The organism is Compostimonas suwonensis, from assembly GCF_002797855.1.
GTDB lineage: Bacteria > Actinomycetota > Actinomycetes > Actinomycetales > Microbacteriaceae > Compostimonas > Compostimonas suwonensis.
On sequence record NZ_PGFB01000003.1, the window covers coordinates 255,866 to 271,018 of the forward strand.

The following is a 15,153-nucleotide window of genomic DNA, read 5'->3' on the forward strand; positions in this document are numbered from 1 at the left end:
CTCATGCCCCATGACACTCAGCTGATTCAGGGCATATCCTGGGCAGATTCAAACCAAGGTGTGATGTGTAGCATTGCACTGTTCGCGTTACGGACGTGTAACAAATGTGCGCGGTGTGCAGAACGGCGATGGCATCCTCGTGACGCCTCGCCCGCGAGTCGCGCGAAACTCGGCGGTGCTACCAGGGATTTCCCCGCGCCGCACGTAGGGTGGCCGTGTGTGGCGCCTGGATAGAAGAAATGACGACGACGAGCTCCTCTCCGAGCTCGATCAGCAGAACGACCCCGCGTGGCAGAACACGACGTCTCCCCATGCCCTGAGCCTGGGTGACCCGAGCCTCGTCGCCGGCAACATCGCGGAGCCGGCCTGGGCGCGCTGGCGCTCCGAGCTCGCGGCGGTCGGCGGCAATTCGCCGCTCCTGCACTTCGTCGACACCACCGCGACCCGCATCGAGCTCTCGACGACCCACCCGGGCGGGCTGCCCCAGTTCATCACGGGCCACACCGTGCTGCTGTCGAGCCTCATCCGCGACGAGGTCGCCCTGCGCAACGCCCGCCTCGCGGCCGGCAACATCACCTCGAAGGGCATCGAGCTGCGCTCGGTGCGCGGCATCGAGGCGGTGCATCTCGCGATCGGCCTCGCCCAGTGGAAGCACGGCGAAGGGCGCGAGGAGCGCGAGTACACGGCGCCGGTTCTGCTGCGCCCCGTCGCGATCCGCCGCTACGGCCGCGACTACGAGCTCAAGCTCAAGGGCAGGCCGTTCCTCAATCCCGCGCTCGCGGCGGCCCTGCACGAGCAGTTCCAGATCACGCTGGATGCCGAAGCCTTCGTCTCGCTCGCCCTCTCCAACGGCGCCTTCAAGCCGCAGCCCGTCATCGACCGCCTGCGCGGACTCACCTCGCACCTCGCCTGGTTCAACGTGCAGCCGCGTCTCGTCGTCTCGTCGTTCGCCGACGTCTCGCACGACATGCTCGCGGATGCCGGTGACCTCGAGCATCCCGTTCTCGACGCCCTCGCCGGCAACCCGCGTTCGCGCCGCCGCATCGAGGAGTCCTACGAGCCGGTCGAATGGGTCAGTCAGGACGCCCGCCCCCCGGTGACCGACAACCTGCTGCTCGACGCCGACAGCGAGCAGGAGAACGTCGTCGCGCAGGTCGCCGCCGGCAACTCCCTCGTCGTCAAGTCACTGCCCGGCACGGGCGGAACCCAGACGATCGTCAACGCCATCGGAGCCCTCACCTCGCAGCACAAGCGCGTGCTCGTCGTGAGCGCCCGCCGCTCGAGCCTCGACGGCATCGCCCACCGCCTGAGCCAGGTCGGCCTGCCCGGCCTCGCGGTCACGACGCGCACCCTGCGCCGCGACCTCGTGCACTCGATCGCGCGCAACGAGAAGGCCACGCAGCCGAAGGTCGCCGAGGTCGACGACGCCCTCGTGCGCCTGCGCAAGGTGCTGCTCGACTACCGTGCGGCGCTCACCCACCGCGACCCGGCGACCGGGGTCTCGGTGCTCGACGCGCTCGGAGAGCTCGCCCGCCTCGCCCTGCTCCCCACCCCTCCCGCGACGACGGCGCGCCTGCAACGGCACAGCGTCGAGGCTCTCGCGCACGACAGGGCCGGAGCCGCGCGCAACCTCGTGCAGGCGGCATCGCTGGGCGAGTTCCGCTACGGTCCGGGCGATTCGCCCTGGTACGGGGCATCCTTCAGCTCGACGGCGGAGGCGAGCGCGACCCACGAGCTCGCCAAGAAGCTCAACCAGATCGAGCTGCCCCGCCTGCTCGAGCGCGCCTACGACCTCATCGGCCAGACCCGGATGCGTCCCTTCGAGACCATCACGGAGCTCGGCATCTACCTGCGCCTGCTCCTCGACATCCGCGAGACGCTGGACCGGTTCTCGCCGTCGGTGTTCGACCGCTCGCTCACCGAGCTCATCGCCGCGACATCCTCTCGCCGTGACACACCCGACATGTCGTCGGTCAACCGCCGCCGCCTGCGCAAGCACGCCATGGAGTACCTGCGCCCGGGTGTGCACGTGAGCGATCTGAACGCGAGCCTGCGGCGCATCCAGCAGCAGCGCACGCTCTGGCAGCGCTACGTCGTCGCCGGGGCGACGCCCGAGGTGCCCATCGGCATCGCCGACGTGCAGGTCGCGTTCCAGCGGGTCTTCGAAGACCTCGCGACGCTCGACGCCCCGCTCGGCATCCAGGGAACCCCCGACCAGCTCGCCAACCAGCCGATCACGGAGTTGGTGAGCAAGGTGGCCGGCCTGGCCGCCGAGTCCGAGGTGCTCGCCAACCTGCAGGAGCGCGTCGCCCTGCTCGCACGTCTGCGCGAGCTCGAGCTCGACCCGCTGCTGGCCGACCTGTCGTCGCGGCACGTTCCGCCGGCGGATGTCGCGGCGGAGCTCGAGCTCGCCTGGTGGCAGTCCGTGCTCGAGCACGCGCTCGCGACCGACAAGGCGCTGCTCAACGCCAACACGGGTGTGCTCGACCGGCTCGAGGCCGACTTCCGTCTCGTCGACGAGGCGCACGCCTCGGCCGCGGGGCAGCTGCTCGCCTGGCTGCTCGCGGAGACCTGGAAGGTGGGCGTCATCGACTGGCCGCAGGAGGCATCCGAGCTGCGCCGACTGCTCAAGGCCGACAGCGCGCTCACAACAGACAAAGCGACGGCCGATGCCCTGCACGAGGCCGCGCCGCATCTCTTCCGAACCCTCGCGCCCGTGTGGCTCGCCTCGCCGTACGAGGTGCCCGCGATCTCGAGCGACATCCAGTTCGACGCCGTCTTCCTCGTCGACGCGGGGGCGACGACCCTCGCCGAGAACGTGTCGGCGATCCGTCGTGCCAAGCAGGTCGTCGCGTTCGGCGACCCGGTGACCCAGACCCCCTCGGCCTTCGAGGTCGGCATCGTCGACGGTTCGGGCGCCGGCGGCGCAGGTGCGGGCAGTGCAGGCAGTGCGGGCAGTGCGGGCAAGGATGCCGCGGCCCGCGAGCCGCTCGACGTCGACGCCCTGCACGCCGACTCCGCGCTCGGCCGTCTGGGCGAGCTGCTGCCCACCCTCACTCTCACCCGCAGCTATCGCGCGGGCGGCGAGGACCTCGCCGAGCTCGTCAACCGCCGCTTCTACGCGGGCAAGATCGACTCCCTCCCGTGGGCCGGGAGCTTCCTCGGGCACGGCAGCATCACGCTCAACTACGTGCTCGGCGGGCGTGGTATGCCCGACGAGAGCAGCGGCGCCGTCGAGAGCGTCGACGCCGAGGTCGACAAGGTCGTGGGCCTGGTCATGGACCACGCGATCAACCGGCCGCGCGAGTCGCTCATGGTCATCACCGCGAGCGCCCGGCACGCTGTGCGCGTGCAGCAGGCGGTGCTCGAGGCGTTTGCGAAGCGCTCCGACCTCAGCGACTTCATCCTCAAAGACCGGGCCGAGCCGTTCACCGTCGCGACCCTCGAGCAGTCGGTCGCGCAGAGTCGCGACCGGGTGATCTTCTCGATCGGCTACGGCCGCACACCGCACGGCCGGATGCTCTCCAACTTCGGCGCCCTCGCCGAGCCGGGCGGCGACCGCCTGCTCGCCGTGGGCATGACGCGCGCGCGTCGCTCGATGGACATCGTGTCGTGCTTCCGCCCCGAAGACATCGACGACGACCGCAAGAGGCACGGCCTGCTCGCGCTCGCCAACGTGCTCGCCGAGACCGAGGCGCGGGCCGCGATCGACCCGATGCCCGACGACAGCGAGCCCATGCTGCTCGACCTGGCCGCCCGCCTCGAACGGATGGGCATGATCGTGTCGCTCGGCTACCGCGAGAAACTGCAGCTCGTCGCGACGGTCGCCGGCCGGGCGGTGGTCGTCGAGACGGACTCCGCCGTGGGCCGCGCGAGCCTGCGCGAGTCGTTGCGTCTGCGCCCCGAGGTGCTGCGGCGACTCGGCTGGCACTACATCCGTGTGCACAGCTTCGAGCTGTTCAGCAATCCGGATGCCGTGGCACAGCGTGTCGCGACGGTGCTGGGCGTTCGCGACCAGCTCGCCGAGACGGCCCCGCTGCTCCCGCTGCGCTGAGCCCCTCCTCACCCACGCCCCACTCACCCTCCTCTCCTCCTCCCCCCCCCCGCTCAAAACCTCACTCAAAACGACGGACTTTCCGGCCCGAACGGCAGTTTTCGCGCCTGAAACAGCGGTATTGGCCGGAAAGTCCGTCGTTTTGAGTGGGAGCGGGCGCGTCTACGCTGGAAGGCATGGCTGAGACGGGCGACGGGACGGAACGGGGGGACGTGCAGGCGGACGCCCAGGGGGCGGGGCAGGCGGACGTGCGGGCGGCAGAGCAGGCTGGTCAGGACGTTTCCGGCGGCGAGCACGGACGTCGCCGCAGCCGCCGCGCGCAGCGTCCGGGCGTGCCCGGCAGTGACCCGACGCCGCACTCCATCCCGGCGGCGAGGCGGGATCCGCTCAGCGTCGGCGATCCGCGCACTGTCAGCGACCCGCGCGGCGCCGGCTCAGGCGGCGTCGGTTCAGGCGGCGTCGGTTCAGGCAGTGCCGCCTCGCGCAGCGCGGGTTCGGGTGGTGTCGGTTCAGGCAGTGCCGTCTCGCGAAGCGCGGGTTCGCGCAGTTCCAGCTCAGGCGGTGCCGACTCGCCCGTGAAGGCGAGCGAGGACACCGCGTGGGCCTGGGGCGACACCGACGACCCCAACGACGAGCGCCTGAAACGCGAGCGCCCGCCGCACTGGTGAGAGCCCGCTCAGGCCGTGGTCCCTCTCAGTCGGCGTGCTTGTGCTCGCGCGGTGCGGCATCCTTCGCCAGCAGGTCGCGGATCTCGATGAGCAGGTCGAGCTCGGTCGGGGGAGTGTCGGCGGGCTCCGTCTCGCCCGCCTTGCGGCGCTGCTCGGCTCGGCGCTTGAAATGGTTGATCGGCATGACGAAGACGAAGTACACGACCACGGCCACGATGAGGAACTGGATGATCGCGCCGATCACCGAGCCGTAGAGGATGACGGCATCCGGGCCGGGGCCGGGGATCGTCCAGGAGAGGCCGTCGAGGCTGTCGGCCTGGAAGATCGCCCCGATGAGCGGGTTGAAGATGCCGGTGACGATCGCATTGACGACCGCGGTGAAGGCGGCGCCGATGACGACCGCGACCGCGAGGTCGATGACGTTGCCTCGAACGATGAACTCTTTGAAACCCTGGATCATGGGTCTTCCTTTCCGGGACGCTTCCCTAGCTGCGTGGGCGGATCAGTGCGTGCTCACCATTGTCGGCGTGTTCGGTCAGCTGGACGAGGATGCCGCGCCCGAACTCGAACTCCCGCTCGAACCAGAACCCGAGCCAGAACCAGAGCCTGAGCTCGAACCAGAGCCCGACCCCGAGCTCGACGCCGCGGCCGGGGTGGCGCTCGGCGCCGGAGTGCTCGGCTTGTCGCTCGACGGCTTCTCACCGCTCGACGGCTTCTCGCCCGAGCCGCCGGACGCGCCCGAGCCGCTCGAGCCGGAGCTCCGGGATCCGCTGCGCGAGTCGGTGCGCGAGTCGGTGCGGTAGAAGCCCGAGCCGTTGAAGGTGACGCCGATGGTGTTGAAGACCTTGCGCAGGCGACCACCGCATACGGGGCACTCGGTGAGCGAGGCATCCGAGAAGGCCTGCTGGATGTCGAACGCGTTGCCGCACTCTGTGCACTTGTACGAATAGGTTGGCATGGTCACTCCGAGAGCTGGGTCGTGGGACTGGGTTGTCGTGGGACTGGGTTGTCATGGGGCAGAGGCGGCGAACGGGGCGCTGCGGGCCGCTGCGGGACTGCTAGAACGTGACGATTCTCGTGGGTGTCACGACGCCGTCGACGGGCTGGTCGTGCACCTCGCGGGGCACCGAGTCCACCAGTTCGCCGTCGAAGATGACGGCGTACACCGGAGGACATTTTTCCATCGAACCGAGGGTCTTGTCGAAATAGCCCCGGCCCCAGCCCATCCGCAGGCCGCTCTCGTCGATCGCCGCGGCCGGCACGATGATGAGGTCGACGTCGTTGATCGCGATCGGCCCGAGTGTGACCCCGGAGACCTCGGGCACGCCGAAGAGCCCCTCGACCTCGATGGCGTCCTCGCCGACCGTCCAGTCGAGCAGGCCGTCTTCTCGGGTCACGGGAAACAGGATGCGGATGCCCTGGTCGGCGGCCCACCGCAGGAACGGCCGGGTGTTCGGCTCGTTCTGCGCGGAGAGGTAGCACGAGATCGATCGTGCGGAGAGGTCGAGGGTGACCGCTTGGAGGTTCTGGGTGATGCCGACATCCGCCGCCTCGCGTTCGGAGGAGGTCATGTTCTGGCGTCGCTCTCGCAACTCGGCTCGGAGCGCGCGCTTCTGATGCGCGACGTCATGTGGCATGCGAGCCATTCTAGGCGCGCGGCCGGAGGGTGTTGTCAGGCAGCGGCCGAGCGGGGTGCGAGGACGACGTGAGGATCGCAAAAGTACCGGTCGTGAAACCCTTTCGTAACGCAAGAAACGATGCGGACCGATAATGTAGCGACCATGGCATTCACCATCACCAAGGCGGTCATCCCTGCAGCTGGACTCGGCACCCGATTCCTGCCGGCAACCAAAGCTCTTCCCAAAGAGATGCTGCCCGTCGTCGACAAACCGGCCATCCAGTACGTCGTGGAAGAGGCCGTGAACGCGGGGCTCGAAGACGTGCTGATGATCGTGGGCCGCAACAAGAACGCTCTCGCGAACCACTTCGACCGGGTCACCGAGCTCGAGGACACGCTCAGCAAGAAGGGCGACGTCGACCGCCTGCACCGGGTCACCTACTCGAGCGACCTGGCCGACGTGCACTTCGTGCGCCAGGGCGACCCGAAGGGTCTCGGCCACGCCGTGCTGCGCTCCAAGAAGCACGTGGGGCACGAGCCGTTCGCCGTGCTGCTCGGCGACGACCTCATCGACGCCCGCGACCCGCTGCTGTCGAAGATGCTCGACGAGCAGCAGAAGCGCAACACGACCGTCATCGCCCTGCTCGAGGTCGACCCCTCGCAGATCCACCTCTACGGCGCCGCCGCGGTCGAGCCGACCGATGACCCGGATGTCGTCAAGGTGATCGAGCTCGTCGAGAAGCCCGATCCCGCCGAGGCGCCGTCGAACCTCGCGATCATCGGCCGCTACGTGCTGCGCCCCGAGGTCTTCGGCATCCTCGAGAACACGGCGCCCGGGCGCGGTGGCGAGATCCAGCTGACCGACGCCCTGCAGACCATGGCGCACGACGTCGAGGGCACGGGCGGCGTCTACGGGGTCGTCTTCCGCGGCCGTCGCTACGACACCGGCGACCGTGCCGACTACATCAAGGCCGTCATCCAGCTGGCGTGCGACCGCGACGACCTCGGCGCGGAGCTCAAGCCGTGGCTGAAGTCGTTCGTGGCGGGCTTCGAGGACTAGAGAGAAACCGCCACCCTGTTGCCAGCCCTGATACCGACCCTGCAGCACGGCGACATCTCGATCCGGCCGATCCGGTTGCGGGATGCCCGTCAGCTCGAACGCGAGCTGCTCGACAACCGTTCGTGGTTGCGGCCGTGGGAGGCGACCAGCCCGGGGCGCTCCGTTCCGTTCGACGCGCGGGCCGGCATCCGCTCTCTGCAGCAGAATGCGCGTGCGGGTCTCGGGCTGCCGTTCATCATCGACTACGACGGCGAGCTCGCCGGGCAGCTCAACGTGTCGTCGGTGACCTACGGCTCGCTCGGCTCGGCGACGATCGGCTACTGGGTGTCGGAGCGTTTCGCCGGCAAGAACGTGACGCCCACGGCGGTCGCCCTCGCGACCGACTACTGCTTCACCCAGCTCGGCCTGCACCGGATGGAGATCTGCATCCGGCCCGAGAACGGCCCCTCCCTGCGGGTGGTCGAGAAGCTCGGCTTCCGCTACGAGGGGCTGCGGCGGCGCTACATCCACATCGACCGGGATTGGCGTGACCATTTCACCTTTGCGCTCGTCGCCGAGGAGGTGCGCGAGGGTGTGCTCAGCCGGTGGCTCGGCGGGCGGGTTCCGGCCGGTGTCGGCGTCGCGAGCGAAGCGGATCGGATCGCCGCGGCGCAACCGCTGCGCACCGAGCCCTGACGGGGCTCACCCGGCCGGGCTCATCCGACGGGCCGGGCTCATCCGACGGGCAGGGCTCATCCCACCGGTTCACCGGCGGGTTCGGCATCCGATCGCCGAACACGCCGCCGCAATCAGGGCCGGCGGTGGGCCGCGCTCCTACCGTGTGAGTATGAGCGCTGATTTTCTGGGTGGGGGCATCATCGTCGCCATCGCCGCGCTCCTGTGGATCGCGTACCTCATGCCCACCTGGTTCCGCCGGCGTCAGTATCTGGCGACCGAGCGCAACGCCGTGCGGCTGCAGCAGACGCTTCGGGTTCTCGCCGAGACGGCCGAGGTTCCCGACGAGGTCCACGTCGAGACGCGGGCCCGCGAGGTCTCCGAACAGCAGCGCGCACTGCGCAAGGCCGAGGCCCGCGCGAAGGCCGAGTCCCGTGCAGCAGCGGATGCCGCGGCCGCGGCGAGACTGCGCCTGAACACCCCTGCTCGTTCCGCGCGTCACCGCCGCACCCTCCGTGCCTGGGCATCCCTCCTGCTGCTCGCGAGCGTCGCCGCCTTCGTCGCCGGCCTCGTGATGCTCATGACCGGCGCGCCCGCCTGGCTGCTGCTCGGCTCGCTCGTGACCGGCACCGTCGCGTTCGTCTCGCTCGGCCGCCTCGCCGCCTCCGCGAGGGCGAACCGGGTCGCGGCCCCCGCGGCGCAGCGCGCCCCGGCGGCGGCCTTCGAGCCCGTGAGCCTCGGCTTCGAGCAGGAGCCGGCCGAAGCTCAGACCTGGACCCCGCAGCCGTTGCCCAAACCGCTGCACCTGTCGCGCGGAACGGTCGCCGCGGCTGCGATGGCCTCGGCCGACGCCGCCGCGGAGCTGCGCAAGGCCGCGGCCCTGGCGGCGCTCGAGGAACGCGCGCGCGAGGCCGAACGCTCGGACGGCGCCGTCGCCGCGCCACGACGTCTGCGGCCGGTTCAGCCCGTGCGGCCGATGCAGCCCCGCGTGGAGCGGCCGGCCGCGGCATCCGCCGCCTCTGTCTCTGCTGCGCCCGTCTCCGCTGCGCCCGCAGCGGTCACGCAGAGCCGCTTCGCGAGCATGGGCATCGTCGGCGAGACCGAGCCCGGTATGTCGGATCTCGACGACGTGCTGCGGCGCAGGCGGGTCGCCGGCTAGCCGGTCGGGCTGTCGCGTCGGCCGTCACCCCCGTGGCCGTCAGGTCCCTCGGCGGCGTGATATTCTTCATAGGCACTTGGGGCATTGGCGCAGTTGGTAGCGCGCTTCGTTCGCATCGAAGAGGTCAGGAGTTCGAATCTCCTATGCTCCACAATAAGAGGCTTGACTGAAACGGCACCCGCCGCGGAGCCGTCGAAGAGCGAAGCCAGGTCTGTATCGCACGTTGTGGGTCAAGAACAATGTCTGTCAAGAACAATGTCTGTCTTGAACAATGTGTGTCTTGCTGGGGATGGCTCCCCGCCCGAGCGTGGACGCGCTGGGGCGCGGTCAGGCATGGGCGTCGACAGCCCTCGGCTGTTACGGGGTTCGTCAAGCGTGCACGAGGTCGGACGAATGGTCGCTCTCGACGATTTCGAGGAGAAGCGAGGCCGATGCCTCAGCCTGGGTGGATGTGATCGCGGAGACGATCCATTCGGGTGTCGAGGCGGCGGGCAGATGAATAGTGGCAAGGCCCGTGGCTTGAGGTTTGGCCGCGACGTGCTGTGGGACGAGAGCAATGCCGAGGCCGCGGTGAATCAGGTCGAGGAGGGTGTGGATGTCATCGACGGTGCATCGCACCCGTCGTGCAACCGCGTGGGTCGCACACGCGGCATCGTTGAGGGAACGCACGCCCCAGGTTTCGCGGAAGTCGATGAAGTCGCGGTCGCGCAACTGCTCCCATTCCGCCTCGGGTGCGGCGGCGAGCGGATGGTCCGGTGGGGTCAGGAGGACCACGGGGCGGCGTCCCAGCTCGACGCTGTTGGCTGTCGCGAGGTGCTCGGTGGTCGCGACGAACGCGACATCCAGCTCCCCGGCCCTGACGTGACTGACGAGGTCGTGGGAGCCGGCTTGAGTGAAGTGGATGTCCACCAGCGGGTACCGGCGGTGGAACCGTTCCAGCAGCGGCGGGACATCGATCACGCCGAGACACTGTTCCGCTCCGACCCGGAGCCGCCCCGAGGGCGAGTTGGTCGCGCGGACGACCGCATCACGGCCCGCTGTCAGCTGGGCGAGGGCGGCGCGGGCGAAGGGGAGCAGCGCGAGTCCGGCGTCGGTGGGATCGACCCGGCGGGTGGTGCGGGTGAACAACGGGGTGCCGAGTTCGTCCTCGAGACTGCGGATCGCAGCTGACAGCCCCGACTGCGACACTCCGCACACGGCTGCCGCTCGGGTGAATTGCTGCTCGTCGGCGAGGGCGATCAGGTACTCCATCTGACGCACATCCATTGATCTACTCCGCTTCTGGATTGCATGACTGTCACTTGTTTTACTTCTAGTCCGTCGATCCCTAGCGTAGAAGCACATCCCCGTTTCGACGAAAGGCATCTTTGTGCAGCAGCGCACCATCGGAAACCGAGCTGTCAGCGCGATCGGATTCGGCGGGATGCCGATCTCGATCGAAGGACGGCCCGACGAGGCGAGGGCGATCTCCACGATCCACGCCGCCCTCGATGCCGGTGTGACACTCATCGACACCGCCGACGCGTACCACCGTGACGCGGCTGAGGTGGGTCACAACGAAGAGCTCATCGCCCGAGCGCTCCGTTCCTACGGGCACGACACGAGCGATGTGCTCGTGGCCACCAAGGGAGGGCACCTCCGGCCCGGTGACGGCTCCTGGACCGTGAACGGTGATCCGGAGTACCTGAAGCGAGCGGCGAAGGCCTCCGCGCGCCGTCTCGGCGTCGACGCGATCGGTCTGTACCAGTTCCACCGGCCCGACCCCGGCATCCCTTACGCCGACTCGGTGGGTGCGCTTCGGGATCTGCTCGACGAGGGCGCGATCGTCATGGCGGGTATCTCGAATGCGACGGTGGCGCAGATCGACCTGGCCAACGAGGTGCTGGGCGGCCGGTTGGCGTCGGTGCAGAACCAGTTCTCGCCCGCGTTCCGCTCAAGCCTCGACGAGCTGCGGCACTGCGCCAAGCTGGGCATCGCGTTCCTGCCGTGGTCGCCGCTGGGCGGCATTGGCCGCGCCGCGGCCGTCGGCGAACACCATGCCGCGTTCCAGGACGTCGCCACGAAGCACGGTGTGAGCCCGCAGCAGGTGACGTTGGCGTGGGAGCTGGCGCTTGCCCCGGTGGTCATCCCGATTCCGGGGGCATCACGGCCGTCGAGCGTCGAGGACTCCGTGCAAGCGGTGGACCTGAAACTCTCCGACGAGGAAATCGCCACCTTGTCGGACGCAACCGCATAGCCCGCACCGTCTTCGAAAGGACAAATCACTGTGAAGACCTTCACCCTGCCCGGCACCGAGATCGTCGCCCCTAATGTCATCCTCGGTCTCATGCGCATTGCTGACAAGACCGACGACGAAGTCCAGGAGCTCGTGCGGACGGCCCGCGACGCGGGCATCGACTTCGTCGATCACGCCGATGTCTACGGCACCGAGCTGCACGGCTGCGAGCGCCGCTTCGCCGAAGCGATGCAGTTGACCCCCTCGCAGCGTGACGAGATCACGATCCAGACCAAAGCGGGAATCGTGCGGGAGGGTCCGTACTTTGACTTCTCCTACGAGCACATCATCGAATCGGTCAACGGATCGCTGACCGCCCTGCAGACCGACCGGATCGACATTCTGCTGCTGCACCGCCCCGACGCCCTCGTCGAGCCCGAGGACGTCGCGCGCGCTTTCGATGAACTCGAATCCGCCGGGAAGGTGCGCGCCTTCGGGGTATCGAACCACACACCGCGTCAGATCGACCTCCTGCGGAAGCACGTGCGTCAGCCGATCGTCGCCAACCAGCTTCAGCTGTCGATCACCCACGAGCCGATCATCGCCCAGGGTGTCTCGGCGAACATGCTCGACGAACCCCAGTCCATCACCCGCGACGGCGGCGGCATCCTCGACTACTGCCGGCTGCACGACATCACCATCCAGGCCTGGTCGCCCTTCCAGGCGGGATTCTTCAACGGCGTCTTCCTCGGAAACCCCGATTATCCGGACCTCAACACGGTCATCGACCGGCTCGCCGCGAAGTACGACGTGCCGGCGATCGCGATCGCGACCGCGTGGCTCACCCGTCATCCCGCCCAGATGCAGGTCGTGCTGGGCACCACCAGCCCCGAACGGGTCGCCGGTGCCGCGCAAGGCTCCGAGATCCCGCTCACCCGTCCCGAATGGTACGAGCTATTTCGCGCCGCGGGGCACCGCGTCCCGTAAGGCTCTCACCTCCTCGCGGGTTCATGGGCGTGTGGTGATGCCCTCGAAGAGGTTGTCGATGAGCGCGTCGGCGAAGGCGAAATCGACGGGTTCGTCCGGGATGAGGAGCCGGTGATACACGGAACCCCAGAGCTGATCGACGAGGACTCCTGTGTTCACGGTGGAGCGGATCTGTCCGGCGTCCTGTGCACGCTGGAATCGTTCCGTTGCGAGTTCGCGTCGTTGGGATGAGTAGCGACGGCGGTACTCGGCGGCGAGATCCTTGTCGGTTTGGGAATAGCCGATGAGCTCGGTCAGCAGGCGTCCGGCGGGGGTCGTGGTCATAAGCTCGACGAAGTGGTGCAGTTGCGTGGTGATGTCGGCTCGGATGTCGCCGGTGTCGGGGAAGGCGAGCGTGTCCTCGACGGCGTGGAAGTAGCCGTCGAGCGCGAGGGCGCCGACGGAGGGCCACCACTTGTAAAGCGTGGTCTTGCTGACACCGGCCTCACGGGCGATTCGTTCGAAGGTGAGGTCGGCGAGACCCTCGGTGAGCAGAAGGCCGCCTACGGTGTGCATCACGTCGGTGCGTACTTCGTCGGCCGGTCGTCGACCGCGCCCTCGTCGAGTCGATTGGCTTTCCGCGGCTGTGATCGTGCTTCTGGTCATGGGGCTCCTTGAGCTGATGGTGAGTCGAGCGATGAGCCCGTCGCGGAGTTCGACGTGCACGGGCCCGGCGCCGCGGGCGTTTCCGCCCCCGGCACGCAGTGTCGCTACTTGCTGACGGTGAGCAGGTCGGCGAGGTCGACGCGGGTGAGGAACTCGCGGCGAATGCGGTCGGCGACGTCGGAGACTTCCTCGGAACCGTCGTTGGCCGGGTCGATGTGCACCCGGTATGGGCGGGTGCCTTCGGGCAGCGCGACGATGCGGGCGATCTCGTCGGAGACCTCTGATGCGTCAGTGCCTTCGGGGGCGAGAGCGGCGAGCTTGCCGGCGACCTGCTCCATGAGGCCTGCGTACTTGGTCTCGTACTCGGCTTCGACCCGGGTGTCGGCGGGGTGGCCGGAGTGGGCGAAGTGGTTGGTTCCGCTCGTGAATGAGCCGGGGACCACGATCGAGGTCTCCACGCCCCAGCGGGCGAGCTCGTCGGCGTAGGACACGGCGAGAGAGTCCATGGCGGACTTGGCAGCGAAGTACGGGGCGAGGTACGGCGGAGTGCCGCCCTTGACGCTCGAGCTGGAAACCCACAGAACGAGGCCCTTGCCGGCCCTGCGCAAGTGCGGGAGCGCGGCGCGGTTCACCCGTTGGGTGGAGAGCACGTTCACGTTGTACAGCTCGGCGAGCTGCTCCGGGGTGAATGCCTCGGCGGGGCCGGTGACCATGTGGCCGGCGTTGTGGATGAGGATGTCGATGCGTCCGTGCTCGGCGATCACCTGAGCGATGGCCTGGTCGACGGACTCTTGTGAGTTGACATCCATCTCGACCGCGCGGAGGTCCACGGAATGCGCTGCTGAGTAGTCGGCCGCAGCCTGGACTTGCGGCGCGTTGCGGCCCGTGGTCTCGCGCATACCGGCGTAGACGGTGTTGCCGCTGTCTGCGAGAGCGCGGGCGGTGAGGGCGCCGAAGCCGCTGGAGGCTCCGGTGATGACGACGATGTTGGTGCTCATGATGGTCTTCTCCTTGCTGATCGGCTGATTGTGACGAGCGGCTGGCGCGGGGTCAGGCCATGCCGCCGTTGGTGAAGATGGTCTGTCCGTTGACCCAGCGGGCGGGGCCGGCGAGGAAGGCGACGGTCTCGGCGATGTCCTCGGGCTGGCCGAGTCGCTCGAGTGGGGCCATCTTCGTGAGGCGTTCGATCGTGGCCTCGTCTTTGCCGTCCAGGAACAGCGGTGTCGCGGTCGGGCCGGGGGCGACGGCGTTGACGGTGATGTCTTTGCCGCGCAGCTCGCGCGCCAGGATGAGGGTGAGCGCTTCGACGGCGGCTTTGCTTGCCGCGTAGGCTCCGTAGCTCGGCAGTTCGGTGCGGGTGATGGAGGTCGAGAAGTTGATGATCGCGCCGCCTGTGCGGACCCGGTTCGCAGCCAGTTGTGAGACGACGAACGAGCCGCGGATGTTGGTGCGGTGCATCCGGTCGAGATCGTCGAGGCTCAGCGTCGCGATGGGGGACAGGAGCATGATGCCGGCGGTGTTGACGACGACGTCGATGCCGCCGAACGCGGTCTCCGTCTGGTCGAATGCGGCCTGCATGGCGTTTTCGTCGGCGACGTCGCCACCGATCGCGATCGCGGACCCGCCGCTCGCAGCGATCTTCTCGACCAGGGTCTCGGCCTTGGCCTTGTTGCCTGCATAGTGAACGGCCACCGAGTAGCCGTCTGCGATCAGTCGCTCGACGACGGCCTGACCGATGCCTCCGGAGCCACCCGTGACCAGGGCGACGCGACCGGTAGTTGTTGATGTGCTCATAAGATCCTCCGTGAGATATATAAAATGAACGCTAAGTCCATATAAGCATAAAATGAACGACCTGTCTATATCTAGCTCAGGCTTTCTGTGAGCTTGGCGGCAGCAGGAGCTCCACGACCTCCGCTCTTGTGCTGCCGGTGGGTCAGTCGTCGTGAGCAGCGGCGGTCACGGCCGTTTCAGCTGCCAACTGGCGAGGATGCGGATCGCGTCTGCGGAGGGTGCGTCTTTCTTGGCGGTGTAGAGGAACATCTGCTGGTCGGGCTCCGGCGCGCGACGTTCGTCCCGCACCTCGGCGATGC

At 68.3% G+C, this 15,153-nt stretch carries 15 protein-coding genes, 1 tRNA gene and 1 pseudogene; 9 read left to right on the top strand and 8 right to left on the bottom strand.

The features are described 5' to 3' along the window. The first annotated feature begins 217 nt into the window (after positions 1–217). Together CLV54_RS09030 and CLV54_RS17485 are read left to right on the top strand one after the other, a co-directional pair. Positions 218–4,054: a DUF4011 domain-containing protein gene (locus CLV54_RS09030; protein ID WP_100344643.1), complete on the top strand. Its 3,837-nt coding sequence runs from the start codon at positions 218–220 to the stop codon at positions 4,052–4,054. 176 nt (positions 4,055–4,230) lie between these two features. Continuing rightward, on the top strand, positions 4,231–4,722 hold the full coding sequence (locus CLV54_RS17485; protein ID WP_157802888.1) for a hypothetical protein: 492 nt from the start codon (positions 4,231–4,233) through the stop codon (positions 4,720–4,722). 25 nt (positions 4,723–4,747) lie between these two features. Here CLV54_RS17485 and mscL read toward each other — a convergent pair whose 3' ends face one another. Further along, complete coding sequence (gene mscL / locus CLV54_RS09040; protein WP_100344645.1) at positions 4,748–5,182, bottom strand: large conductance mechanosensitive channel protein MscL; 435 nt, start codon at positions 5,180–5,182, stop codon at positions 4,748–4,750. A gap of 49 nt (positions 5,183–5,231) precedes the next feature. Between mscL and CLV54_RS18185 the strand changes: the two genes are divergently transcribed. Further along, positions 5,232–5,525, top strand: a complete 294-nt coding sequence (locus CLV54_RS18185; RefSeq protein ID WP_342745278.1) for a hypothetical protein — start codon at positions 5,232–5,234, stop codon at positions 5,523–5,525. A 14-nt stretch (positions 5,526–5,539) separates the two neighbouring features. Here the strand turns inward: CLV54_RS18185 and CLV54_RS18190 are convergent. Then, positions 5,540–5,680: pseudogene (locus CLV54_RS18190) on the bottom strand (FmdB family zinc ribbon protein); the annotation flags it as partial. A 100-nt stretch (positions 5,681–5,780) separates the two neighbouring features. Further along, on the bottom strand, positions 5,781–6,359 hold the full coding sequence (locus CLV54_RS09050; RefSeq protein ID WP_100345023.1) for a 5-formyltetrahydrofolate cyclo-ligase: 579 nt from the start codon (positions 6,357–6,359) through the stop codon (positions 5,781–5,783). A 144-nt stretch (positions 6,360–6,503) separates the two neighbouring features. Here CLV54_RS09050 and galU point away from each other — a divergent pair, with 144 nt between their 5' ends. From galU to CLV54_RS09070, 4 genes are all read left to right on the top strand, one after another. Then, positions 6,504–7,400 carry a UTP--glucose-1-phosphate uridylyltransferase GalU gene (galU, locus tag CLV54_RS09055; RefSeq protein ID WP_100344647.1) on the top strand — a complete coding sequence of 299 codons (897 nt, stop codon included), beginning with the start codon at positions 6,504–6,506 and terminating at the stop codon, positions 7,398–7,400. Between the two features lie 18 nt (positions 7,401–7,418). Beyond that, entirely contained in the window at positions 7,419–8,075 is a 657-nt protein-coding gene (locus tag CLV54_RS09060; protein WP_100344648.1) for a GNAT family N-acetyltransferase, read from the top strand. A 151-nt stretch (positions 8,076–8,226) separates the two neighbouring features. Beyond that, complete coding sequence (locus CLV54_RS09065; protein WP_100344649.1) at positions 8,227–9,213, top strand: hypothetical protein; 987 nt, start codon at positions 8,227–8,229, stop codon at positions 9,211–9,213. A 78-nt stretch (positions 9,214–9,291) separates the two neighbouring features. Beyond that, positions 9,292–9,364: transfer RNA gene (locus CLV54_RS09070), tRNA-Ala, on the top strand. A gap of 218 nt (positions 9,365–9,582) precedes the next feature. On the opposite strand, the gene CLV54_RS09075 is transcribed toward CLV54_RS09070, so the two are convergent. Further along, positions 9,583–10,479, bottom strand: a complete 897-nt coding sequence (locus CLV54_RS09075) for a LysR family transcriptional regulator (RefSeq protein ID WP_100344650.1) — start codon at positions 10,477–10,479, stop codon at positions 9,583–9,585. Positions 10,480–10,582: 103 nt separating this feature from the next. Here CLV54_RS09075 and CLV54_RS09080 point away from each other — a divergent pair, with 103 nt between their 5' ends. Together CLV54_RS09080 and CLV54_RS09085 are read left to right on the top strand one after the other, a co-directional pair. After that, a complete protein-coding gene (locus CLV54_RS09080; RefSeq protein ID WP_100344651.1) occupies positions 10,583–11,449 on the top strand; it encodes an aldo/keto reductase in 867 nt (288 codons plus the stop codon). A gap of 30 nt (positions 11,450–11,479) precedes the next feature. After that, on the top strand, positions 11,480–12,415 hold the full coding sequence (locus CLV54_RS09085) for an aldo/keto reductase (RefSeq protein ID WP_100344652.1): 936 nt from the start codon (positions 11,480–11,482) through the stop codon (positions 12,413–12,415). A 21-nt stretch (positions 12,416–12,436) separates the two neighbouring features. Here the strand turns inward: CLV54_RS09085 and CLV54_RS09090 are convergent, their stop codons facing one another. The 4 genes from CLV54_RS09090 to CLV54_RS18130 all read right to left on the bottom strand — a co-directional run bounded on the left by CLV54_RS09090 (position 12,437) and on the right by CLV54_RS18130 (position 15,142). Next, positions 12,437–12,970 (bottom strand): TetR/AcrR family transcriptional regulator, encoded by a 534-nt coding sequence (locus CLV54_RS09090; protein ID WP_245861607.1) that lies wholly within the window; start codon positions 12,968–12,970, stop codon positions 12,437–12,439. A gap of 194 nt (positions 12,971–13,164) precedes the next feature. Beyond that, on the bottom strand, positions 13,165–14,058 hold the full coding sequence (locus tag CLV54_RS09095; RefSeq protein ID WP_100344654.1) for an SDR family oxidoreductase: 894 nt from the start codon (positions 14,056–14,058) through the stop codon (positions 13,165–13,167). Between the two features lie 52 nt (positions 14,059–14,110). Beyond that, on the bottom strand, positions 14,111–14,854 hold the full coding sequence (locus CLV54_RS09100; RefSeq protein WP_100344655.1) for an SDR family oxidoreductase: 744 nt from the start codon (positions 14,852–14,854) through the stop codon (positions 14,111–14,113). 165 nt (positions 14,855–15,019) lie between these two features. Continuing rightward, on the bottom strand, positions 15,020–15,142 hold the full coding sequence (locus CLV54_RS18130; protein ID WP_281258169.1) for a hypothetical protein: 123 nt from the start codon (positions 15,140–15,142) through the stop codon (positions 15,020–15,022). Between the last annotated feature and the right edge of the window lie 11 nt (positions 15,143–15,153).